This is a genomic window from Streptomyces sp. Tu6071 (assembly GCF_000213055.1).
Classification (GTDB): domain Bacteria; phylum Actinomycetota; class Actinomycetes; order Streptomycetales; family Streptomycetaceae; genus Streptomyces; species Streptomyces evansiae.
Window position 1 is genome coordinate 2,242,828 of the sequence record NZ_CM001165.1, and the last position, 21,843, is coordinate 2,264,670.

Consider the following 21,843-nt stretch of genomic DNA (forward strand, 5'->3'; position numbering starts at 1 on the left):
TGACGGCGGATCGGAAGATAACGGTCCACGCACGCACAAAAGGGGTGGCATTCTCCAGATCAAACGGGCATTTACTCGATGACACGCCGCCCCGACCCCTAGGATTCCCCCTATCACCTCACCGGTCTCTTTCGACAGGAACCCCATGAGCGACACTTCCCCCTACGGCTTCGAGCTTGTGCGGCGTGGGTACGACCGCGCTCAGGTGGACGAACGCATCTCGAAGCTCGTCTCCGACCGTGACAGCGCCCTGAACCGCATCACCGCCCTGGAGAAGCGGATCGAGGAGCTGCACCTCGAAACGCAGAACGCCCAGGCGCAGGTGAGTGACGCGGAGCCTTCGTACGCGGGCCTCGGCGCCCGGGTCGAGAAGATCCTGCGGCTCGCCGAGGAAGAGGCGAAGGACCTGCGCGAGGAGGCCCGCCGGGCCGCCGAGCAGCACCGGGAGCTGGCCGAGTCCGCGGCGCAGCAGGTGCGCAACGACGCCGAGTCCTACGCCTCCGAGCGCAAGGCGAAGGCGGAGGACGAGGGCGTCCGGATCGTCGAGAAGGCCAAGGGCGAGGCCGGCAACCTGCGGGCCGAGGCGCAGAAGGACGCCCAGTCGAAGCGCGAGGAGGCGGACGCCCTCTTCGAGGAGACCCGCGCCAAGGCCGCGCAGGCCGCCGCCGACTTCGAGACGAATCTCGCCAAGCGCCGCGAGCAGTCCGAGCGCGACCTCGCCTCGCGTCAGGCGAAGGCCGAGAAGCGTCTCGCGGAGATCGAGCACCGCGCCGAGCAGCTCCGCCTGGAGGCCGAGAAGCTCCGCACGGACGCCGAGCGCCGCTCGCGCCAGACGGTCGAGACGGCGCAGCGCCAGGCCGAGGACATCGTCGCGGACGCCAACGCGAAGGCCGACCGCATCCGCAGCGAGTCCGAGCGCGAGCTGGCGGCGCTCACCAACCGCCGCGACTCGATCAACGCGCAGCTCACCAACGTGCGCGAGATGCTCGCGACGCTCACCGGTGCGGCCGTCGCCGCGGCGGGCGCGCCCGCCGAGGACGAGACCGTCGCGCGAGGTGTCCCGGCTCAGCAGTCGCGCTGACGCGGCACCACCTCGTACGGGGTGAACGACCGGAGAACCGGGCGGAGGCGGCATGCCTCCGCCCGGTTTCCGTAGGAGGTCCGGTCCTCGTGTGCGGGTGTCGTGGTTTTCGTACGCCGGTGCCGTGGACGCCGTAGGGCGGTGTTCCGCTTTCCGTTACGGAGCCGAGTCCGTGCCGTGCGCCTGCCGTCCAGCGTTCGCGCGGCGACTTCGTTAGCGTGGACACATGATCGAGGTCTCAGCGCTGACGAAACGCTACGGCGACAAACTCGCCGTGGACGACCTGTCCTTCACCGTGCGTCCGGGCGTGGTGACCGGCTTCCTGGGCCCCAACGGCTCCGGCAAGTCGACCACCATGCGCATGATGCTCGGGCTGGACAAGCCGACACGGGGCCGCGTGCTCATCGACGGCAAGCCGTACCCGGCGCTCGACGAGCCGCTCACGCAGGTCGGCGCGCTGCTCGACGCGAAGGCGATGCACGGCGGTCGCAGCGCCCGCAACCACCTGCTGTGCCTGGCCCAGTCGAACGGCATCCCGGCCGGGCGCGTGGACGAGGTACTGGACACCGTGGGCCTGACGGCCGTCGCGAAGAAGCGCGCGAAGGGCTTCTCGCTCGGCATGGGGCAGCGCCTCGGCATCGCGGGCGCGCTCCTCGGCGACCCGCGCATCCTCATGTTCGACGAACCGGTGAACGGTCTCGACCCCGAGGGCATCCACTGGATCAGGAACCTGATGCGCTCGCTCGCCCACCAGGGCCGTACCGTCTTCGTCTCCTCGCACCTCATGAGCGAGATGGCCCTGACGGCCGAGCACCTCGTGGTCATCGGCCGGGGCAAGCTCCTCGCCGACACCTCGATGGCCGATTTCATCCGGGACAACTCGCGCACCTACGTCCGGCTCCGCTCCCCCGAGCGCGAACGCCTCCTCGACGTGCTGCGGCAGGAGGGCATCTCCGTGACCGAGGGCGCGGAGGGCACGCTGGAGGCGGATCACGCCGACCCGGCGCGCCTCGGCGAGCTGGCCCACGAGAACGGCCTCGTCCTGCACGAGCTGAGCCCGCAGTCGGCCTCCCTGGAGGACGCGTTCATGCAGCTCACGGCCCAGACGGTCGAGTACCACGCACACACCGGAGCGGGCCCCGCCGCGGTCCCGCCCGGAGCCGCGCCCCCGCCCCCCGGGGGCGTACAGGGCTGGGGCGAGAACCAGGACCGGAAGGGCAACTGAGCGATGGCCGTGCCGCAAGTACTCCACTCGGAGTGGACGAAGATCCGCTCCGTCGCCTCGACCGTCTGGACGCTCGGACTGGCCTTCGTCGTCACCCTCGGCCTCGGCGTGCTCATCAGCGTCGTGTCGAACAACGACTTCGACTCCATGAGCCGCGAGGACCGGCTCACCTTCGACCCCACGTACATCAGCTTCGCCGGGATGGGTCTCGGCCAGCTCGCGATGATCGTCTTCGGGGTGCTCGTCGTCTCCAACGAGTACTCGACGGGGATGATCCGCACCTCGCTCGCCGCCGTGCCGCGCCGGGGCGTCTTCTTCTTCTCGAAGGTCGCCGTCGCGACGGTGCTCGCCTTCGTCGTCGGCCTGATCACGGCCTTCGTCTCGTTCTTCGTCGGGCAGCTGATCCTCGGCGACCACGGGGCCGCGATCGGCGATCCCGGCGTGCTGCGCGCGGTCTTCGGCGCGGCGCTCTACATGACTCTCATCGCGATGTTCTCGATGGGGATCGCGGCGATGCTGCGCAGCCCGCTGCTCTCGCTCGGCATCCTCATGCCGTTCTTCTTCATCATCTCGAACATCCTCGGCAACGTGAACGCGACGAAGAAGGTCGGCCAGTACCTCCCCGACCAGGCGGGCACGAAGATCATGCAGGTCGTGCCGCCCCTGCACGACGACGCCCCATACGGCCCGTGGGGCGGACTCCTCATCATGGTCGCCTGGGTCGCCGCCGCGCTGCTCGTCGGATACGCGCTGCTGCGCCACCGGGACGCCTGAGGCCCGGGGCCCCCGTCGTTTTCTTTGCCCGATCTTGGCGGGAACCGCCGGGGGCCCGATAGCCTCCTCACCCATGCGGGGGCGGCGCGCCCCCGTTCCCCGGCATGAGCTGGCACCAGCGTGCGGGGCGGGCAAGGACGGGCGAGGACGGGTGCGCGGATGATCGAGGCGAACGGCCTCAGCAAGTGGTACGGCGCGAAGAAGGCCGTGGACGACCTCAGCTTCACCGTGCGGCCCGGGGTCGTCACGGGCTTCCTCGGGCCCAACGGCTCGGGCAAGTCCACGACGATGCGGCTCATCCTCGGCCTGGAGCAGCCCTCGGCCGGGGACGTCACGGTCGGCGGCGTCCCCTTCCGGCAGCTCGCCAACGCGCCCCGCGAGGTCGGCGCGCTGCTCGACGCGAAGGCGGTGCACCGCGGCCGTACCGCCCGCAACCACCTCCTCGCGCTCGCCCAGCTCTCGGGCATCCCGGCCCGCAGGGTCGACGAGGTGCTCGGCGTCGTGGGCCTCCAGGACGTCGCGAGGCACCCCGCGGGCGGTTTCTCGCTCGGCATGGGGCAGCGCCTCGGCATCGCCGCCGCGCTCCTCGGCGACCCCCGCGTCCTCCTCTTCGACGAGCCGGTCAACGGCCTCGACCCGGAGGGCATCCTGTGGGTGCGCCGCCTCATGCGCGCGCTCGCCGCCGAGGGCCGTACCGTCTTCGTCTCCTCGCACCTCATGAGCGAGATGGCGCTCACGGCGGACCACCTCGTCGTCATCGGGCGCGGCCGGCTCCTCGCCGACATGAGCGTCCGCGACTTCATCGCGCGCAACGCCACGGACTTCGCGCGGGTACGGGTCCCGGACGACGCCCCCGGCGACGCGGAGCGGCTCGCGGGCCTGCTGCGCGCGGCGGGCGGGCAGGTGCTGCCCGAGCCGGACGGGGCGCTGCGCGTCACGGGGCTCGCGCTCCCGGCCATCAGCGACCTCGCGCACGAGGAGCGGGTGCGGCTGTGGGAGCTGTCGCCCCACCACGCCTCGCTGGAGGAGGCGTACATGCGGCTGACGCAGGCCGAGGTGGACTACCGCTCGTCGGCCGACTCCCTCGAAGGCTTCGAGGAGCCCGACCCCTTCGGCGAGCGGCCCCCGGAGCCCGCCGCGCCGGGCGCCGGCCAGTCCGGCTGGTACGCGCCGCACACCCCGTACCCCCGTACCGCCGACACCTGGACCGGCGACGCCGTGCCGGGCGCCGCCCAGGAGCACGAGGAAGCCCGATGAGCACCCCGCAGCCACGCCCCGCCGTCGCCCCCATGCCGGTCGCGCCCGCCGTCGCGGCCACGCCCGCGCGGTCCGGGCCGTCCGCGCCCGCGGCCCCGTACGGGGGCTCCCCCGTCCCCTACGAGTCGCCCATCCCGATCGTGCGCGCGCACCTCGGGCACGCGCTGCGCGCCGAGTGGACGAAGATCCGCAGCGTCCGCTCGACGCTGTGGACCCTCGGCGTCTTCGTGCTGCTCGTCGTCGGCATCGGGATCGTCTTCGCCGTCGCCGTCGGCGACCGCATGGGTCGCGACGACCGTGTGACGCTCTTCGCCTTCCCCGGGCTGCTGCTCGGCACGATCTGCCTGCTGACCCTCGGCGTCCTCGTCATCTCCTCCGAGTACGGGACGGGGCTCATCCGCCCGACCCTGACCGCCGCGCCGCGGCGGGACCGGGTGCTCGCCGCGAAGTTCCTCGTCTTCTCGGCGATCAGCTTCGTCGCCGTGCTCGTCTCGACGGGCGTCGTCGCGACCGCGACCGCCGCCTTCGCCCCGGCGGAGGCGGACCTGCACTGGGGGCGCCCCGCGCTCCTCGCGAGCCTGTACGTCTCGCTGCTCGGGATGTTCGCGCTCGCCATGGGGACGATGCTGCGGCACTCGGCGGGCGCGATCGCGGCGATGCTCGGCGTGTACTTCCTGCCGACGATCCTGCCCCTCTTCCTCGTCGGCATCGACGCGACGAAGGACTTCGGGCAGAAGATGATGGAGTACAGCGCGCCGAGCGCCCTCTCGCTCCTGCTCAGCCCCGACCAGGACGGCAACGGGCTCCCCCAGCTCGGCTTCCTCGCCGTCGTCACGGCGGCGGTCGTCGGCAGCGCCTTCGCGGTACTGCACCGGAGGGACGTGTAGCGGGGCCGGAGGCGGGCGCGGGGCCGGAGGGAGCGGGAGGCGGTCGGGGGGCCGGAGCGAGGGCGCGGGCGGGGGACGTCGCGGGGAGCCGCCCCGGGGAGGCCCGGGACCTCAGTACCGGGGCGCGTTGCGCGAGCGCTGGACGCGCGTCGCACGGCGGTCGCGGGCGTTCCAGCACGCCTTGTGCCAGTGCCGGCGCTCGTCGACGCCCGAGTACTCGGACCACGCGACGACGTGCGGGACGCCCGAGGGGATCTCCTGGTCGCAGCCGGGGCAGCGGTACGTCTTGCCGGCGGCGCTCGCGCCCGCGACGTGCCGGACCGACCACTCCTCGCCCTGCCAGGTCTCGGTCCGTTGCAGCCCGTAGCGGTTGCCCGGGTCCTCGTCGGCCCGCTGGCCGGAGCCGGAGGCTCCCTTGGGGCGGTTGCGGCGGGGGGACACTGAAACACCTCTCAGGCTGCGGCCGGACGGGAATACCGTCCAGCGTACGCGCGCGCACGCGAGGGCACCGCGCGCCGGGGGCGCACGCCGGGACTGGTCGGCGAGCCCGCCACGTACCGCCGCGAGCCACCACGCCGGCACCCCGCGCGTCCCCCGCGTACGTACCGCCCCGCGCCCCACCACGCGCCCCCCTGGCGCTTCCCGTCGAGACAAGCGGCCTCCGATCCCGCCGCTTCCCGGACAATCCGCCAATCCTTCCGGCAAGCCGTGCCCTTGGCACGTGTCGGACGTTGTTGCCGTCAGCGGGCGATCCGGCCCGTACGGCACGAAGGAGGCGTCAACGGCTCATGCGGATAGGGAGTTTCGTCCTGGCGGGGCAGTACCCGGGCCAGGGCCACGGAGAGGCGCTGCATCGCGCGGTGCGCTCGGCCGAGGTGGCGGAGGAGGCCGGCTTCGAGTCGGTCTGGCTCGCGGAGCACCACTTCGTGCCGTACGGCACCTGCCCCTCGGCCGTCACGCTCGCCGCGCTGCTGCTGGGCCGCACCCGGCGGCTGCGCGTGGGCACGGCGGTGAGCGTGCTGCCGACCGCGCACCCGGTGGCACTCGGCGAGCAGGCCGCGCTCCTGCACCTCGCCGCCGAGGGCCGCTTCTCGCTCGGGGTGGGCCGGGGCGGGCCCTGGGTGGACCTGGAGGTCTTCGGCTCCGGCCTCGACGCCTTCGAGCGGCACTTCCCCGAATCCCTCGACCTGCTCCTGCGCTGGCTGCGCGAGGGCCGGGTCGGCGCGAGCGGCGAGCGCTACGCCTTCCGCGAGGTGAGCGTCGTGCCGCGCCCCGCGCAGGCGCTGCTGCCCGGACAGCCCGGCCCCGAGGTCGTCGTCGCGTGCACCTCGCCCGGCACCGTACGGCTCGCCGCGCGGCGCGGCCTGCCGATGCTGCTCGGGATGCACGCGCGGGACGAGGAGAAGGCGGCGATGGTCGCGCTGTGGCGCACGGAGGCGCGCGCTGCCGGGCTCGCGCCGGAGCGGATCGATTCCGCCGCGCATGTCAGCGCCGGGGTGCTCCAGCTCGCGGACGGCGACGCCGAGGCCCGCGACACGCTCGTCAAGGCGATGCCGGAGTGGTTCCGCGAGGGGCTCGGCGCGCACGTCACGGTGGACGGCAGGCAGCGGCGGATGCGGGACCCGGTCGCGTACACCGAGTTCCTGTGCGGCATCCACCCGGTCGGCACCCCGGAGACGGCCGCGCGGCGGCTCGCGGCGACGGCGGAGCGCACCGGGATCACGCGGTTCGCGCTGCTCGCCGAGGGCTCCGGCGATCTCGCGACGACGGAGGCGAACCTGCGACGGGCGGGGGCCGAGCTGCTGCCGTTGCTGGGCTGAGCGGGGAGTCCCGAGCGGCGCGGGAGCCCCCGGTGACGTAGGAGGCGTGCTCCACGTGGCCTGAAAACAGACGGACGCGGAGCGACGGACTGATGAGTTCCGGCTACGTCGGGGGACGGAGCGCCCCCCGACGCGGCGGGAGAACCGTGCGGGGTCAGCAGTCGCGCAGCTCCGGGGACTGGTTGAGGAGCTGGGCGCGGACCGAGGTGAAGCGCGTGAGCCGTTCGTCGACGGCGGGGTCGAGGGGGAAGACCGCGACCCGGTGGCAGTTCTGGAAGGCGAGGCGGACACCGAAGTGGCGCTGGAGCGCGCCCCTGATGGCGTCGCTGGCGAGTGCGCGCAGGAGCTGGCCGCGCTCCTTCTCGCTGGGCGGCGGCGTCTGGTTGTCGGCGAAGTCCCCTCCGTCCACCTTCAGCTGAGCCACCAGGGAGCTGACCATCTCCCAGGCGTAGGGCAGCGATGTCCGGACGCAGTCGACGAATTCGGCCTCGTCCACCTCGCCTCGCTCGGCCTGTGCCAACAGTGCCGGTGAGACGTCGAGCGACATGGGTACTCCTCTCGCACCCCCGAGCGGCGGGGGTCCACGGACAGGGCGGGAGGCCCGGACACGCAGCGTGCTCGTGTCGCGACCTCCTGCCAACACGTTATGCACGGCTTCGGGGGCACACCAGGAGCGCGCGCACACAACCGGCCACCGCGGGGCGGTGGTTTCGGGGCGGATCGCGCGCACGGGTCCGGGTCGGATAGCGTTGCCGACCATGCGCCTTGTCATCGCCCGTTGCTCCGTGGACTACGCGGGGCGGCTCACCGCCCACCTCCCCCTCGCGCCCCGGCTGATCCTCGTGAAGGCGGACGGCAGCGTCTCGATCCACGCGGACGACCGGGCGTACAAGCCCCTGAACTGGATGTCCCCGCCGTGCACCCTCAAGGAGGGCGAGGCCGAGGGCACCCCGGTGTGGACGGTGATCAACAAGGGCGGCGAGAAGCTCGTGATCACGATGGCGGAGGTCCTGCACGACTCCTCGCACGAGCTGGGCGTCGACCCGGGCCTCATCAAGGACGGCGTCGAGGCGCACCTGCAGGAACTCCTCGCCGACCGTCTCGACACCCTCGGCGAGGGCTGGACGCTCATCCGCCGCGAGTACATGACGGCGATCGGCCCGGTCGACATCCTGTGCCGGGACGGCGAGGGCCGCACGGTGGCGATCGAGCTGAAGCGGCAGGGCGGCATCGACGGCGTCGAACAGCTCACGCGCTACCTGGAACTCCTCAACCGCGACCCCCACCTGGCCCCCGTGCGCGGCGTCTTCGCCGCTCAGGAGATCAAGCCCCAGGCCCGCGTCCTCGCGACGGACCGCGGCATCGACTGCGCGATCCTCGACTACAACGCGCTGCGCGGCATCGAGGACGACAAACTCCGCCTCTTCTGAGCCGACGACACCCCACGGGCCGGGGCGTCCCCCACCATGCGCCGGGGACCGCTCCGCCCCCGCACCCCTCTTCGACGCCACGATTCCGGCACACCGCGGCGCCCTTGGCATATGCCGTGCGACTGTGTGGGTTCGGCCAAATCACGTGCCTGCGCGGGCCCCGTACCAGGAGGAACCCGGCACCCGTTCACGCGCCGCGCATCCCCGGACGCTCACCGTGTGTGGCGGTTCCCGGCGGGACCCCGCCGTCCCCATCCGCCGTCCCGCGCCGCGTGATCCACCCGCGGCGCCCGTGGACGGGCTACGCGACCTCCGGCCCCGGTGAGTTCTCCGGGTCTCCCGCCGTCACGCTGGCGACCGGGTCGCTCGCGGAGTTGCTCGTCTCGGGCTCGGAGGGGTCGGTCTCGCCCGGGTCGGTGGGCTCGGTGGGGTCGGTCGGTTCGTCGGTGGGCTCGCCGGAGTCGCTCGGGGAGGGGGAGTCGGAGGCGGAGTGGCCCGGGTCCGTCGGCGGCTTCGTGGTGTGGCTCGGCTTCGAGCCGCCGGGCTTGTGCGAATCGCTCGGCTTCGAGCCCGGCTTCGACTCCTCGTCGTCCCCGGGCGCGGAGGCGGAGGACTGGGGCGACTCGCTCGCCGCGCCGGAGGGCGTCGGGTCGTCGGCCGTGCCGAGGACGCCGTCCTCGCCCGGGTCGGTCGCCGAGGGCGTGGGGTCCGGCCGGTCCGTCGTGGAGCCGCTCTCGTCGGGCGGGGTGTCGGCGCTGAGCCCGTCGTCGCCGTCGTCGTCGGTGCTCGCGGAGTGCTCGGTCGTGACGCGGTCGGCGGGGGCGTCGTCCTTGTCGGAGAGCGTGCCGAGGGTGACGACGGTGCCGAGCACGGCGACGAGGAGCGCTCCGGCGCCCGCCGCGACGAGGTTGCGGCGGCTCCCCGCGAGGGCCGTGCGCCGCACGCCGGCCTTCGGCCCGCTCGGGCGCGGCCCCGGCGCCTGCCGGGGGAAGACCTCGGTGGCGGCCTGCGGGTCGAAGGCGGGGGCGCTGCTGAAGGCGCCGGGGAGCTGGGCGACGACCGCCGTCGCGGCCGTCGTCGTCGCGTCCGGCGTGCGCGGGAAGAGGTCGGGGTTGGGCTCCTCGACGTCCGGGCGCTGCGGCAGTCCCGCGCGGTCGTCGGCGAGGGCGAGGGTGCGGCGGCCCGCGAGGGTGCCGCGCCGGTCGGAGAGCGCGCCGCGCAGCCCGATCGCGGACTCCAGTTCGGCGCGGGCCGCCTCGGGCCGGTCCTCGCACAGCGCGAGGACGCCGAGTTCGTGGTGGAAGTACGCCTCGTCGGCGACCCGCCCCGTCCGCCGCGCGGCGTCCTGCCCAAGGCGCAGGACGCGGTCCCAGGCGCCCCAGCGCAGCGCGGCGGCGAAGGCCGGCGCGACGGCGCGGGCGAGCAGGACGGCGGCGCCCGGGTCCTCCTCGCCGCCCTCGTCCTCGACGGGCGGGAGGGGTTCGGCGACGCAGGCGGCGAGCGCGGCGAGTACGGCCTCGGCCTCGGCGGCGACGCGCTCGGGGGTCACGGAGGGGTGGGCGGCCCACCAGGCGTAGTGCCGGGCCACGGCGTCGGCGCGCGCGGGGGCGTCCTCGGCGTACCCGGCGGCCTCCAGCTGGACGAGGACGCCGGTCGCGAGCCGGTGGCCGCTGCCGGCCGGGGTGACGAGGACGGTGGCCGTGAGTTCGGCGAGGGCCGCGTCGGCGTGGGTGTCGCCGGTGAGCGCGGGCAGGTGGGCGGGGTGCGGGAGTTCGCCGCCGAGCGCGACGGCGTGCCGCAGGGTCTCGCGGGCCGCCTCGCTCAGCCGGGCGGCGAGCGCCGCCGCGGGCGCGGCGCCCTCGGCGAGGGTCGGCAGCGGGATCTCGCCCTCGGGCCCCGGGCGGGAGGGGTCGGCCTGGCTGTCGGCGAAGTACGCGAAGTCCTCGTCGCCGTCCGGCTCGGTCTCGGCGACGAGCCGGTCGCGCTGCTGGAGCAGGGCCCCGGCCTGGACGAAGCGCAGCGGGAGGCCCTCGGACTCGAACCACAGGTCGCCCGCCCAGTTGACCTCCTCCTCGGTGAGCGCGCGGCCCACGGCCCGCTCCAGGAGGGCGAGGCCGCCGGAGCGCGCGACGCCGGAGAGGGCGATCTCCTCCAGGCGGGCCTCGGCGGAGGGGGCGGGGGTGTCGGGCGTGGTGGCGACGAGGAAGGCGCACTCGGGGGTCGCGTCGAGGATCTCGTCGAGCGCGGCGGCGCCGAACTCCAGGTCGTCGACGATCACGACGGCGCCGATCTCGGCGAGCAGTTCGCGCAGGAGGGCGGGCCCGGGGCGGTGGCGGGTGAGTTCGAAGACCTCGGTGGCGAGGTCCCCGAGGAGGTCGGCGGGGGTACGGCCGCGTCCGCTGAGCAGCACCACGCCGTCGGGGGCGAGATCGGCGCAGGCGTCGACGAGTTCGGCGAGGAGGGCGCTCTTGCCGCTGCCGCCGGGCCCGGTGAGGCGTACGGAACGGCCGCGGGCGAGCAGCCGCGTGATCCGCTCCCGTACCTCCGTGCGCTCCAGGAGACGCCCCGGTCCGTCGGATGGCCCGCTGGGCAGCGGGGGGCGGGCGGCGCGGGAGCGCTCGGCGCGGACGGCGGGGCCGCGCTTGGCGGGGCGGTCCGGGAGTTCGCCGGGCGGGCAGAGGGTGACCTCGGAGCCGTCGACCGGGTTGACGGTGAGCAGCAGGTCGTCGGCGACGATGCGGGTGGTCCTGGCGGGCCCCGTGGGCACGGGCCCGAAGTCGGGGCCGAGCGGGTCGCGCGCGGGGCGGGGGCGTCGGCGCAGGGCCGTGGTCATGTCCCGTACGGGCTCGGGGGCGACGGGCTCGGGGGCGGGCGGCGCGGGCGCGGGCTCGGGGCGCGGGGCGGGCGCGGAGCCGAAGAAGGAGGGCGCCGAGGTCTCCTCGGGCGCGGAACCGAAGACGGACTCGCGCTTCGCCGAACCGGCGTTCCGGGGCGCCGAGGTGCGTCCCGGCTCGCGCTTGGGCAGTCCGCTGGGCAGGACGACGGGGCTTCCGTCGCCGGGTATGGGCTCCTCGGGCGCCTTGGCGGCGCGGGGCTCGCCGAAGGGGGCGAGCAGGTCGACGACCTCGTCCTCACCCGAAACGGACTCGGAGCCGGAGCCGGACTCGGAGCCGGAGTCGCCGTCCGTGTCGGCGTCGTCGCGTACCCCGAAGGCGTCGAACGGCGTCCCGCCACCGGCGTCGGCGGCGGCCTCCACGGCCTCGATGGCCTCCGCGGCGGTCGCCGGAAGCTCAGGCTCGCGCTCGTCCATTGGTCCTGTGCCTCCCAAGAAGCGTCTGTACCGTCGGTAAGCGAAGGCACCCTAAAACCTCAGGCCAGTATTCCCGAAGCCGCCCCCGCGAGCAGCGCCGGGCACATCACGGTCTCGTGAGGATTCGAAGGTCCCGCGCTCAAGAAATCCGGCCCGCACCGACAAATCCGGCCCGCACCCGATTCAAGCCCCTCCGGCGCTTGAGGAGCGGGGCCCGGGGCGGAGCCCCGTGACGGCACCCCCGGCAAGCCCGCACCACCACCCCCGCACCACTCTCCCGCAGCGCCGCCCCGCCCCGCCTACGGCGCAACCGCCTCGATGGCGAGAATCCGGTGCAACCGCGTCGCCACCAACAACCGCTGCATCTGCGCCGGCACCGCCCGCAGGACGAGCCGCCGCCCGCACCGCCCCGCCCTGCGGTGCGCCCCCATGATCACCCCGAGACCCGTCGCGTCCCAGGAGTCCAGCTCGGAGAGATCGAGCACGAGATCCCCCACGCCGTCGTCGACGGCCGAGTGCAGGATCGAACGGGCGTCCGCCGCGCTGCGGACATCGAGGCGGCCCCCGACGACCAGCTCGCTGTGGTCGCCCCTGATGTGCATAACCCACTCCCCGATGTGTTCATGTCAGCCAACGCGTGTCCCTGTATGTCACAGCAACTGACTGCCGTCCCGGAACAGAAGTTGCCGCCTGTGAGCGAACCGGTACCGAATTCACCCCGAAGGGTGAGGCGGCGCCCCCGCGGAACGCCGCCACTCCCCGTCGCCCGAAGGCCCGTACGAAGGTCAGTGCTCGTAGAAGCCCTGCCCGCTCTTGCGGCCGATGTCACCGGCGTCCACCATCCGGCGCATCTGCTCGGGGGCCGCGAACTTCTCGTCCTGCGACTCCGTGTAGATGTTGTCGGCGGCGTGCAGCAGGATGTCGACGCCCGTGAGGTCGGCGGTGGCGAGGGGCCCCATCGCGTGGCCGAAGCCGAGCTTGCAGGCGAGGTCGATGTCCTCGGCGCTCGCGACGCCGGACTCCTCCAGCTTGGCCGCCTCGACGACGAGCGCGGTGATGAGCCGGGTGGTCACGAAACCGGCGACGTCACGGTTGACGACGATGCAGGTCTTGCCGACGGACTCGGCGAACTCCCGTGCGCGGGCGAGGGTTTCGTCGCTCGTCTTGTACCCGCGCACGAGCTCGCAGAGCGCCATCATCGGCACCGGCGAGAAGAAGTGCGTGCCGACGACGCGTTCGGGGCGCGCGGTGACGGCGGCGATCTTGGTGATCGGGATGGCGGAGGTGTTCGAGGCGAGGACGGTGTCGTCCTTCACGATGCCGTCGAGGGCGCGGAAGATCTCGTGCTTGACGTCGAGCTTCTCGAAGACGGCCTCGACGACGATCCCGGCCTCGGCGGCGACGTCGAGGTCCGTGGTCGTGGTGATCCGCGCGAGCGCTGCCTCCGCGTCGGCGGCGGCGAGCTTGCCCTTCGAGACGAACCTGTCGTACGAGGTCTTGATGGCGTCCGTGCCCCGGGTCAGCGCCGCGTCGGTCACGTCCCGCAGCGCCACCTCCCAGCCGGCCTGCGCGGCGACCTGCGCGATACCGGACCCCATGAGCCCGGCCCCGACGACGACGAGCTTCTGTGCCACTTCCGCACCCCTTTGTGTTGATTCGGCTGTGTTGACGGTCCGTCTTGTTCCGGCGTGTGGCCGTCCCGCGCGGACCGCTGCGGGGCCGCCTCGCGGTCGTGCCGCCCTGGCGGCGACGGGGGCCGCTCGCGGCGCCCGCCGGTGACGCCGGTTCAGTCACCGGCCCCCGGCGGAGATTAGCGCCGTTGCGGCGCCCGGGGGCGACGAAGAGATGCGCGTCACGTCCCCCGGGACGCACATCACACCATCGCCCGAACCAGGCCGTGGGCGGGGCTCCCGATAGGCTGGCCGCATGGTCCATCTGACCCGTATCTACACGCGCACCGGCGACAAGGGCACGACGGCGCTCGGCGACATGTCCCGTACCGCCAAGACCGATCCCCGTATCGCCGCCTACGCGGACGCGAACGAGGCGAACGCCGCGCTCGGCACGGCGCTCGCGCTCGGGCGGCTCGACGCGGACGTCGCGGCGGTCCTGACGCGGGTGCAGAACGACCTCTTCGACGTGGGCGCCGACCTGTGCACGCCGGTCGTCGAGAACCCCGCGCACCCTCCGTTGCGCGTCGAGCAGGCGTACGTCGACCGTCTCGAAGCGGACTGCGACCGCTTCCTCGCCCCGCTCCCGAAGCTCGACAGCTTCATCCTGCCGGGCGGCACCCCCGGCGCGGCGCTGCTGCACCAGGCGTGCACGGTGGTGCGGCGCGCGGAGCGCTCGACGTGGGCGGCGCTGGAGGCGTACGGCGAGACGATGAACCCGCTCACGGCGACGTACCTCAACCGCCTCTCCGACCTGCTCTTCATCCTGGCGCGGGCGGCGAACACGGAGCACGGCGACGTGCTGTGGGTGCCGGGCGGGGAGCGCTAGGGGCCGTCGTCACCTCCCCGTCGTCGCCCGGAGGAGCGAGTCCGGCGCGTTCGCTTACGCTGGACGCATGCCTCGTGGAATCACCGCCAAGGGTCTCGCGACCCGACACCGCATCGTGGAGCACGCGGCGGAGCTGGTGCGGGAGCACGGGACGGGCGGGACGGCGCTGGAGGACGTCCGGCACGCGGCCGGGGTCAGCAGCAGCCAGCTCTTCCACTACTTCCCCGAGGGCAAGTCCGAACTGCTCCTCGCCGTGGCCCGCCGGGCGGGCGAGCAGATCCTGCTCGACCAGGAGCCCCAGCTGAGCGCGCTCGCCGAGGGCGGCTCCTGGCGCGCGTGGGCGGAGCGGGTCTACGCGCACTACGAGGCGCAGGGCCCGAACTGCGACCTGAGCGCCCTCACCGCGCAGCTCGGCATGGGCGACCCCGGCATCCGCGAGGTCGTCTCGGGCATGCACACCCGCTGGCAGGCCGCCCTCGCGGCGGGCCTGCGCGCCCACCAGTCCCGGGGCACGGCCCGCGCGGACACCGACCCGGACCGCGCCGCCGCCGCGCTCCTCGCCACCGTCCAGGGCGGCGTCCTCATGATGGCGAGCACGGACTCCTCGGCCCACCTGCGCGCGGCGGTGGAGACGTGGCTCGACGGCATGGGCGTCACCGAGGACGGGGACTGAGCCCGCGTCCCCTCAAGAGGCCGGCCCCGCTCCCGCGCTCAGACGCCGCCCCACCCGTAGACGTGGCCGATCGTGAAGGAGACGACCAGGCGGCCGTCCTCGACCATGACCCGCCGGTACTCGTCCCAGTCGGGGTGCTCGCCGCGCACCGCGCGGTAGAGGTCGACGAGTTCCTCCACGCTCGCGTCGTCGGGGGCGGCGGCGACGGGGGTGAGCGAGGCGGTGCCCTCGTAGACCCCGTAGGCACCGCCGTCGGGGCGCGAGACGTAGAGGCTGATCCGGGGGTCGCGGCGCAGGTTGCGGACCTTGGCGCGGTCCTGGGTGGTGGAGAAGCGGATCCGGCCCGTGGCGGGGTCGTGGGCGAAGTCGACGGTGGAGACCTGGGGGCGGCCGTCCTTCTTCAGCGTGAGCACGCCGCCCCGGCCGTGGTCTCCGAGGAGCGCGAGGACTTCGGTGCGGGCGTCGTTCGAGGGCATGTCCGGTCCTTCGTTCGGTTGCTGCGGGCCCCGGTGGCCGAGGTCGCGGGCACCGGTTCGCGGCCGGGGTCCCCGCGACCGCACCCGGCACAACGCCGCCGGGGTCAACTTCGTTCCGCCCCGGGCGCCTTGTCCCCCGGCGCGCGCTGGGGCCACAGGACGTAGGAGAGCGCGATGAGGCCGTGGATGCCGAGCGCGCGCAGGGCCACGAACTGCCAGGAGCGGAGCGGGGCCGAGGCGTCCGCCTCGCCGACGTAGAGGATCGCGAGCTGGAGGAGACCGCAGGCGAGGGCGACGGCGAGGAGGGTGCGGAGCCAGAGGCGGACCTGGTGGACGGTGCGGGCGCGGCCGTGGCGCGGTGGCCGGGGCGGGCGCGGGCCCCCGGCGAGGCGGTGGCGGGCGTGGCCGTCGAGCCGGCGCAGCGTGGTGCGGCCGTACGCGACCGTGTATCCGACGTAGAGGGCCGCGAGGCCGTGGGTCCAGGAGGGCTCGGCGCTCCGGCGCAGGTCGAGGGCGGTCGCGGCGAGCAGCACCACTTCGAGCAGCGGCTCGACGAGCAGCACGGGGAGCCCGAGCCTGGGCCGGTGCGCCGCGTACCGCAGCAGCAGCCCCGCCGCGAGCAGCACCCAGAAGGCGACCTCGCACACGACGATCAGCGCGACGATCACGGCGCTTCTCCTCTCTCCCCCGGCCTCGTGGTCCGAGCGACTCTCCCCCGGCCTCGTGGTCCCGGCGACCCCCGGCCTCGTGGTGGTCCCAGCGCCCCCGGCCTCGTGGTCCCAGCGTCTCGCTCGCCCGCCGTCCCGGAATCGGCCCGCGTGCCGATTCCGGCCTCAACGAAAGGCGCAGTTCCCGGGCACGTGCCCCTGCCCCGGGGACGAGGCCCCACCGCGCCCGCCGTGCTGTGATGGCCCCATGCCGCCCGCGCCCCGCCGTCTCCGCGCCCTCCCCCGCCCCCACCGCGACGACGCGCTGCTCGCCGCCGCCGGGCTCGCGGGCGGGGTGCTCCTGTGGGCGCTCGGGGTCGCGAGCTACGGCGGGGTGCGCCCGCTCGGCGGGGCGTGGGTGCTCCTGCCGCTCGCGGTGGCCGTACTCGCCGGGCTGTACCGGCGGACGCTGCCGCGCGCCGGGTTCGCCGCCGGGTGCGCGGCGGTGCTCGCCGACCTGTTCACGCGCGGCTCGCTCGCGACCGTGCTGCTCGGCACGGACCTCGTCTACGCGGTCGTCGTGCACGGGCCGCCGCGCTGGGGCCGCGTGCTGCCGCGCGCGACCGCGCTCGTCACGCTGGGCGGGACGGCCGCGCTGCTCGTGTGGCTGCGCGAGCCGGCGGCGCTGCTGCTCGGCGCGTTCCTCGGCCTCGTGAGCTTCCTGCCCGCCTCCTCGGGCGCCGTCGTCCGGGGCCACCGCGAGGAGGCGCGCGCGGCGCGGCTGCTCGCCGAGCGGACCGCGCAGCTCGCCGAGCGCGACCGCGTCGAAGCGCTCGCGGCCGAACGGGCGCGGATGGCCCGCGAGTTGCACGACATCGTCGCCGGTCACCTCTCCGCGATCGCGGTGCACTCCTCCGCCGCGCTCGCCGCCGACGATCCCGCGCTCTCGCGCGAGGCGCTCGGCGTCGTCCGCGCGAACAGCGTCGCGGGCCTCACCGAGATGCGCCGCCTCATCCACGTCCTGCGCGCGGAGGACGAGGAGCCGGGCCCCGCTCCGCGCCTGTCGGGGATCGGTGCGCTCCTGCGGCGGGCGGACGAGGAGGGCGCCCGGCACGGGCTGCGGTTCCGGCTGGAGGAGGAGCCGGTACGCGTCCCGCTCCCCGCGCCGGTCGAACTCGCCGCGTACCGCATCGTCCAGGAGTCCGTGACGAACGCGCTCAAGCACGCGGCACCCGGCGAGGTGCGCGTCCGCCTGCGGCACGCGGACGGCCTGCTCCGCATCGACGTGACGAGCCCCCGCGCCCCGGACGCGGCCCCCCGCGCGCCCGGTGCCGGGGCCGGGCTCCTCGGCATGAGCGAGCGCGCGGCGCTGCTCGACGGGACCTTCCGCGCGGGCCCCGAGGACACCCGGTGGACCGTACGCGCCACCCTCCCCACCCAGGAAGAGGCCACCCGATGACCACCCCGTCCCTTCCCTCGCGACCGCTGCGCGTCCTCGTCGCCGAGGACCACGCCTCCGTGCGCGCCGGGCTCGTCCTGATCCTGCGCGGGGCGCCGGGCATCGAGGTCGCGGGGGAGGCCGCGGACGGCGAGGAGGCCCTCGCGCGGGCCCGCGCCCTGCGGCCCGACGTCGTGCTCATGGACGTGCGGATGCCGCGCCTCGACGGGGTCGCCGCGACGCGCGCGATCGTCGCCGAAGGGCTCGCCGACGTGCTCGTCCTGACGACCTTCGACCTGGACGCGTACGTCTTCGGCGCGCTGCGCGCGGGAGCGGCCGGGTTCCTGCTCAAGACCGCCGAGGCCGGTGAACTCGTCGCCGCCGTACGGACCGTGGCCGCCGGGGAGGGCGTCGTGGACCCCGCCGTCACGCGCCGGCTGCTCGCGGAGTTCGCGCGCGGCGGTACGGGGCGGGAGCGACCGGCGCCCGAGGGCCTCGCGCGGCTCACGCCCCGCGAGCGGGAGGTGCTGAGCTGCCTCGGCGAGGGGCTCGGGAACGCGGAGATCGCGCAGCGGATCGACGTCGCCGAGGGCACGGTGAAATCCCACGTGAGCCGGCTGCTCGCGAAGCTGGAGCTGCGCAACCGCCTTCAAGCATCCCTCCTGGCCAGGGACTTGGGCCTTTAGGCGGGACGGCCGACCAGGCGCTCGTCCCGGGCCGGTACCCGCGTACACCCCCCGGCCACTTTTGGTCCAGACCTCTTGACCGTTGGTCCAGACCTTTCTACGCTCCCCCCATCTGCGGTGAACATGCCACCTCCCGAGGGGCCGTGTTCACGGGCGTCGCAGGGTTCCACCCCCATCGTCGGTGCTCAACTCCTGGAGTACACCTTGAGTTCAGGAACCCCCCGCAGACCGGGCCGTCTGCGCAACAGAGTCCTCGCCGGACTCACGACCCTGATCCTCCCCCTGACCGCCCTCGTCGGCCTCGGCGCCTCCCCCGCCCAGGCCGCCGGCGGGGCCACCGCGAGCTACACCCGTACCCAGGACTGGGGCAGCGGCTTCGAGGGCAAGTGGACGGTGAAGAACACCGGCACCACGGCACTGAACGGCTGGACCCTGGAGTGGGACTTCCCCTCCGGCACCAAGGTCACCTCGGCCTGGGACGCGGACGTCACCAACTCGGGCGACCACTGGACCGCGAAGAACAAGAGCTGGGCGGGCAGCCTCGCCCCCGGCGCCACCGTCTCCTTCGGCTTCAACGGCACGGGCTCCGGCTCCCCCGCCGGGTGCAAGCTCAACGGCGGTTCGTGCGACGGGACGACGACCCCCGGCGACACCCCGCCCACCGCGCCGGGCACCCCGACCGCCTCGGCGATCACCGACACCTCCGCGAAGCTGAGCTGGGGCGCCGCGAGCGACGACAAGGGCGTCAAGAACTACGACGTGCTGCGCGACGGCACGAAGGTCGCGACGGTGACGACGACCTCGTACACCGACTCCTCCCTCAAGGCCGGTACGGACTACTCGTACACCGTGCAGGCGCGGGACACCGCCGACCAGACGGGCCCCGTCTCGGGCGCCGTCAAGGTCCGCACGACGGGCGGCGGCGGCACCGACCCGGGCAACCCGGGCACGGGCGGCGACAAGGTCAAGCTCGGGTACTTCACCGAGTGGGGCGTCTACGACCGCAACTACCACGTGAAGAACCTGGAGACCTCGGGCTCCGCCGGGAAGATCACGCACATCAACTACTCGTTCGGGAACGTCACCGGCGGCAAGTGCGTCATGGGCGACTCCTACGCGGCCACCGACAAGGCGTACACCGCCGACCAGTCCGTGGACGGCGTGGCCGACACCTGGGACCAGCCGCTGCGCGGCAACTTCAACCAGCTCCGCAAGCTCAAGGCCAAGCACCCCGGCCTGAAGGTCCTGTGGTCCTTCGGCGGCTGGACCTGGTCCGGCGGCTTCACCGACGCGGCGAAGAACCCGACGGCCTTCGCGCAGTCCTGCAAGCAGCTCGTCGAGGACCCGCGCTGGGCCGATGTCTTCGACGGCATCGACATCGACTGGGAGTACCCGAACGCGTGCGGCCTCAGCTGTGACACGAGCGGCCCGGCCGCGCTCAAGAACCTCGCCTCCGCGCTCCGTACGACCTTCGGCAAGGACTACCTCGTCACCGCCGCGATCACGGCGGACGGCAGCGCGGGCGGCAAGATCGACGCCGCCGACTACGCGGGCGCCTCGCAGTCCTTCGACTGGTACAACGTCATGACGTACGACTTCTTCGGCGCCTGGGCGGCGCAGGGCCCGACCGCTCCGCACTCCCCGCTCACCTCGTACAACGGCATCCCGACGGCCGGCTTCAACTCCGCCGACGCCATCGCGAAGCTCAAGGCGCAGGGCGTCCCGGCCGCCAAGCTCCTGCTCGGCATCGGCTTCTACGGGCGCGGCTGGACCGGCGTCACGCAGGACGCCCCCGGCGGCACCGCGACCGGGCCCGCGCCCGGCAAGTACGAGCAGGGCATCGAGGACTACAAGGTGCTCAAGACGAGCTGCCCGGCCACCGGCACGATCGCGGGCACGGCGTACGCCCACTGCGGGACCCAGTGGTGGAGCTACGACACCCCCGCGACGATCAAGAGCAAGATGGCGTGGGCCAAGAGCCAGAACCTCGGCGGCGCCTTCTTCTGGGAGTTCAGCGGCGACACCAGCAACGGCGAACTCGTCTCGGCGATCAACGACGGCCTGAAGTAATCCGCACCACGCACCACTGAGCCACCCCCCGGGAACGAAGCCGGGGAGACGGGAACGCCCCCCGTCTCCCCGGCTTCTCGCGTCGTGGGGGGCATGGGGACGGTGGGACGGCTTCTCGGTGCGGGGACGAGGCGCGCGGACGGCCGGACTTCCCACGTCACGGGCCAGGAGCGCGGGCGGCCGGGCTCGCCCCTTTACGCGCCAGGAGCGCGGGCGGCCGGGCTTCTCGCTTCACGGGGCTTCGGACGGCCCGGTTCCCCGACGCACGGGTCGCGGCCACTTGCCTCACGTGACGCGGCACAACGCCTCACGGTTCGTCGGCGACCGCCTCACGCGGCGCGGCCCACCACCCCACGGATCGCGGCACCTGTGCGTCGCCACGCCCCGGCTCCCCGCCACGGGACCTCCGCTCGCTCGTACGCCCGAAGTGCCCCCGTACACCGCGAGGTTGACGGCCACTCCCCCGCAGGCGCTACGCCACGTTCACGCGCTGCCCCGGAGGGGCCGCCTCCAGCCAGGCGAGGAAACCGGTCAGCGCGTCCTCGCTCATCGCCAGTTCGAGCCGGGTGCCCCGGTGGAGGCAGCCGAGCACCACCGCGTCCGACAGGAGCGCGAGTTCCTCCTCGCCCTCCGGCAGGCGCCGGTCGGTCACCTCGATCTCGGAGCGCTCCAGGAGCCGGCGCGGGCGGGGCGAGTACGAGAAGACGCGGAACCACGCGACCCGGTCGCCGTTGTAGCGGGCGACCCCGTAGATCCAGCCCTTGCCGCCCGTGTCGCCGCGCGGCGGCGCGTTCCACCGCAGCGAGCAGTCGAAGGTGCCGCCCGAGCGCTGGATGAGCCGCCTGCGCAGCCCGAAGACGAACAGACCGGCCGCCACCAGGACCACGACCAGCCCGCACACAAGCAGAGTGAGGAACACCGGTACCGACCTCCTCGCCTCTTCGATGACGCTTGCGCGGGACCCTGGGGAAAGGGCTCGCCCTATGGTTTCAGCCGCGGCCCGGTCTGGACGAATCCAGGCCGGGCCGCGGCTGAGGTACTACGTTATCGCGCGAGCGGTCAGTGCGACGCCGCCGCCCGCAGCCGGACCTCGGCCCGGCGCTCGGCGTGGGCGTCCGCGTCGGACTTCGCACGCTCCAGCGCGCGCTCGGCACGCTGGACGTCGATCTCCTCGGACAGCTCCGCGATCTCCGCGAGCAGGGACAGCTTGTTGTCCGCGAAGGACAGGAAGCCGCCGTGCACCGCGACGACGACGGTGCCGCCCTCGGTGGTACGGATCGTCACCGGGCCCGACTCCAGCACACCAAGGATCGGCTGGTGACCGGGCATGACGCCGATGTCGCCGGAGGTGGTGCGGGCGACGACGAGGGTGGCCTCGCCGGACCAGACACTGCGGTCCGCGGCCACCAGCTCGACATGCAGTTCAGCAGCCAAGAGGTGCTCCTCGGGTCACCACCCGGCGCGCCGGCCGGGTGTGGGAAAAGATTCTACGGGGCGGGTACGGGCCCCAGGGGCTGCGCGCCCCGGGTCGGGGCACTCGCCCCGGGTGCCGACCGGCCGGGACGGTGCC

The 21,843-nt window shown here is 73.9% G+C and carries 21 protein-coding genes; 12 read left to right on the forward strand and 9 right to left on the reverse strand.

Annotated features, from left to right (window positions below; genetic code table 11):
* The first annotated feature begins 145 nt into the window (after positions 1-145).
* The 5 genes from STTU_RS09010 to STTU_RS09030 all read left to right on the forward strand — a co-directional run bounded on the left by STTU_RS09010 (position 146) and on the right by STTU_RS09030 (position 5,224).
* Positions 146-1,081, forward strand: a complete 936-nt coding sequence (locus STTU_RS09010) for a cellulose-binding protein (RefSeq protein WP_043254636.1) — start codon at positions 146-148, stop codon at positions 1,079-1,081.
* 226 nt (positions 1,082-1,307) lie between these two features.
* A complete protein-coding gene (locus STTU_RS09015) occupies positions 1,308-2,306 on the forward strand; it encodes an ABC transporter ATP-binding protein (protein ID WP_007821963.1) in 999 nt (332 codons plus the stop codon).
* Between the two features lie 3 nt (positions 2,307-2,309).
* On the forward strand, positions 2,310-3,080 hold the full coding sequence (locus STTU_RS09020; RefSeq protein WP_007821964.1) for an ABC transporter permease: 771 nt from the start codon (positions 2,310-2,312) through the stop codon (positions 3,078-3,080).
* 159 nt (positions 3,081-3,239) lie between these two features.
* A complete protein-coding gene (locus tag STTU_RS09025; protein WP_007821965.1) occupies positions 3,240-4,337 on the forward strand; it encodes an ABC transporter ATP-binding protein in 1,098 nt (365 codons plus the stop codon).
* Positions 4,334-5,224 (forward strand): ABC transporter permease, encoded by an 891-nt coding sequence (locus STTU_RS09030; protein ID WP_043254638.1) that lies wholly within the window; start codon positions 4,334-4,336, stop codon positions 5,222-5,224. The genes STTU_RS09025 and STTU_RS09030 overlap by 4 nt, the downstream gene beginning before the upstream one ends.
* 111 nt (positions 5,225-5,335) lie before the next feature.
* On the opposite strand, the gene STTU_RS09035 is transcribed toward STTU_RS09030, so the two are convergent.
* Positions 5,336-5,665 (reverse strand): hypothetical protein, encoded by a 330-nt coding sequence (locus STTU_RS09035; RefSeq protein ID WP_043254639.1) that lies wholly within the window; start codon positions 5,663-5,665, stop codon positions 5,336-5,338.
* 347 nt (positions 5,666-6,012) lie between these two features.
* On the opposite strand from STTU_RS09035, the gene STTU_RS09040 reads away from it, so the two are divergent.
* On the forward strand, positions 6,013-7,044 hold the full coding sequence (locus STTU_RS09040; protein ID WP_009068727.1) for an LLM class flavin-dependent oxidoreductase: 1,032 nt from the start codon (positions 6,013-6,015) through the stop codon (positions 7,042-7,044).
* A 154-nt stretch (positions 7,045-7,198) separates the two neighbouring features.
* Here the strand turns inward: STTU_RS09040 and STTU_RS09045 are convergent, their stop codons facing one another.
* Positions 7,199-7,591 (reverse strand): SCO5389 family protein, encoded by a 393-nt coding sequence (locus STTU_RS09045; RefSeq protein WP_007821970.1) that lies wholly within the window; start codon positions 7,589-7,591, stop codon positions 7,199-7,201.
* Positions 7,592-7,802: 211 nt separating this feature from the next.
* Between STTU_RS09045 and nucS the strand changes: the two genes are divergently transcribed.
* The gene (gene nucS / locus STTU_RS09050) at positions 7,803-8,474 is read left to right on the forward strand and encodes an endonuclease NucS (RefSeq protein ID WP_010269922.1); all 672 of its coding nucleotides are present in this window, start codon (positions 7,803-7,805) and stop codon (positions 8,472-8,474) included.
* A gap of 301 nt (positions 8,475-8,775) precedes the next feature.
* Here the strand turns inward: nucS and STTU_RS09055 are convergent, their stop codons facing one another.
* The 3 genes from STTU_RS09055 to STTU_RS09065 all read right to left on the reverse strand — a co-directional run bounded on the left by STTU_RS09055 (position 8,776) and on the right by STTU_RS09065 (position 13,418).
* Positions 8,776-11,784 (reverse strand): hypothetical protein, encoded by a 3,009-nt coding sequence (locus tag STTU_RS09055; protein WP_007821972.1) that lies wholly within the window; start codon positions 11,782-11,784, stop codon positions 8,776-8,778.
* Positions 11,785-12,083: 299 nt separating this feature from the next.
* Positions 12,084-12,386 carry an STAS domain-containing protein gene (locus tag STTU_RS09060; RefSeq protein WP_007821973.1) on the reverse strand — a complete coding sequence of 101 codons (303 nt, stop codon included), beginning with the start codon at positions 12,384-12,386 and terminating at the stop codon, positions 12,084-12,086.
* Between the two features lie 183 nt (positions 12,387-12,569).
* The gene (locus tag STTU_RS09065; protein ID WP_007821974.1) at positions 12,570-13,418 is read right to left on the reverse strand and encodes a 3-hydroxyacyl-CoA dehydrogenase family protein; all 849 of its coding nucleotides are present in this window, start codon (positions 13,416-13,418) and stop codon (positions 12,570-12,572) included.
* Positions 13,419-13,710: 292 nt separating this feature from the next.
* On the opposite strand from STTU_RS09065, the gene STTU_RS09070 reads away from it, so the two are divergent.
* Positions 13,711-14,283: a cob(I)yrinic acid a,c-diamide adenosyltransferase gene (locus STTU_RS09070; RefSeq protein WP_007821978.1), complete on the forward strand. Its 573-nt coding sequence runs from the start codon at positions 13,711-13,713 to the stop codon at positions 14,281-14,283.
* Positions 14,284-14,350: 67 nt separating this feature from the next.
* Positions 14,351-14,956: a TetR/AcrR family transcriptional regulator gene (locus STTU_RS09075; RefSeq protein WP_007821981.1), complete on the forward strand. Its 606-nt coding sequence runs from the start codon at positions 14,351-14,353 to the stop codon at positions 14,954-14,956.
* 38 nt (positions 14,957-14,994) lie between these two features.
* Here the strand turns inward: STTU_RS09075 and STTU_RS09080 are convergent, their stop codons facing one another.
* Both STTU_RS09080 and STTU_RS09085 read right to left on the reverse strand, forming a co-directional pair.
* A complete protein-coding gene (locus STTU_RS09080; RefSeq protein WP_043254642.1) occupies positions 14,995-15,432 on the reverse strand; it encodes a PPOX class F420-dependent oxidoreductase in 438 nt (145 codons plus the stop codon).
* Positions 15,433-15,536: 104 nt separating this feature from the next.
* A complete protein-coding gene (locus tag STTU_RS09085) occupies positions 15,537-16,100 on the reverse strand; it encodes a hypothetical protein (RefSeq protein ID WP_007821984.1) in 564 nt (187 codons plus the stop codon).
* 247 nt (positions 16,101-16,347) lie between these two features.
* On the opposite strand from STTU_RS09085, the gene STTU_RS09090 reads away from it, so the two are divergent.
* From STTU_RS09090 to STTU_RS09100, 3 genes are all read left to right on the forward strand, one after another.
* Positions 16,348-17,538 carry a sensor histidine kinase gene (locus tag STTU_RS09090; RefSeq protein ID WP_007821986.1) on the forward strand — a complete coding sequence of 397 codons (1,191 nt, stop codon included), beginning with the start codon at positions 16,348-16,350 and terminating at the stop codon, positions 17,536-17,538.
* Complete coding sequence (locus STTU_RS09095) at positions 17,535-18,203, forward strand: response regulator (RefSeq protein WP_043254645.1); 669 nt, start codon at positions 17,535-17,537, stop codon at positions 18,201-18,203. Before STTU_RS09090 ends, STTU_RS09095 begins: the two co-directional genes overlap by 4 nt.
* 204 nt (positions 18,204-18,407) lie before the next feature.
* Complete coding sequence (locus STTU_RS09100; RefSeq protein WP_043254647.1) at positions 18,408-20,273, forward strand: glycoside hydrolase family 18 chitinase; 1,866 nt, start codon at positions 18,408-18,410, stop codon at positions 20,271-20,273.
* Between the two features lie 472 nt (positions 20,274-20,745).
* Here the strand turns inward: STTU_RS09100 and STTU_RS09105 are convergent, their stop codons facing one another.
* Together STTU_RS09105 and STTU_RS09110 are read right to left on the reverse strand one after the other, a co-directional pair.
* Positions 20,746-21,192: a DUF2550 domain-containing protein gene (locus STTU_RS09105; protein WP_007821993.1), complete on the reverse strand. Its 447-nt coding sequence runs from the start codon at positions 21,190-21,192 to the stop codon at positions 20,746-20,748.
* A 140-nt stretch (positions 21,193-21,332) separates the two neighbouring features.
* Positions 21,333-21,707, reverse strand: a complete 375-nt coding sequence (locus STTU_RS09110) for a F0F1 ATP synthase subunit epsilon (RefSeq protein ID WP_007821995.1) — start codon at positions 21,705-21,707, stop codon at positions 21,333-21,335.
* Between the last annotated feature and the right edge of the window lie 136 nt (positions 21,708-21,843).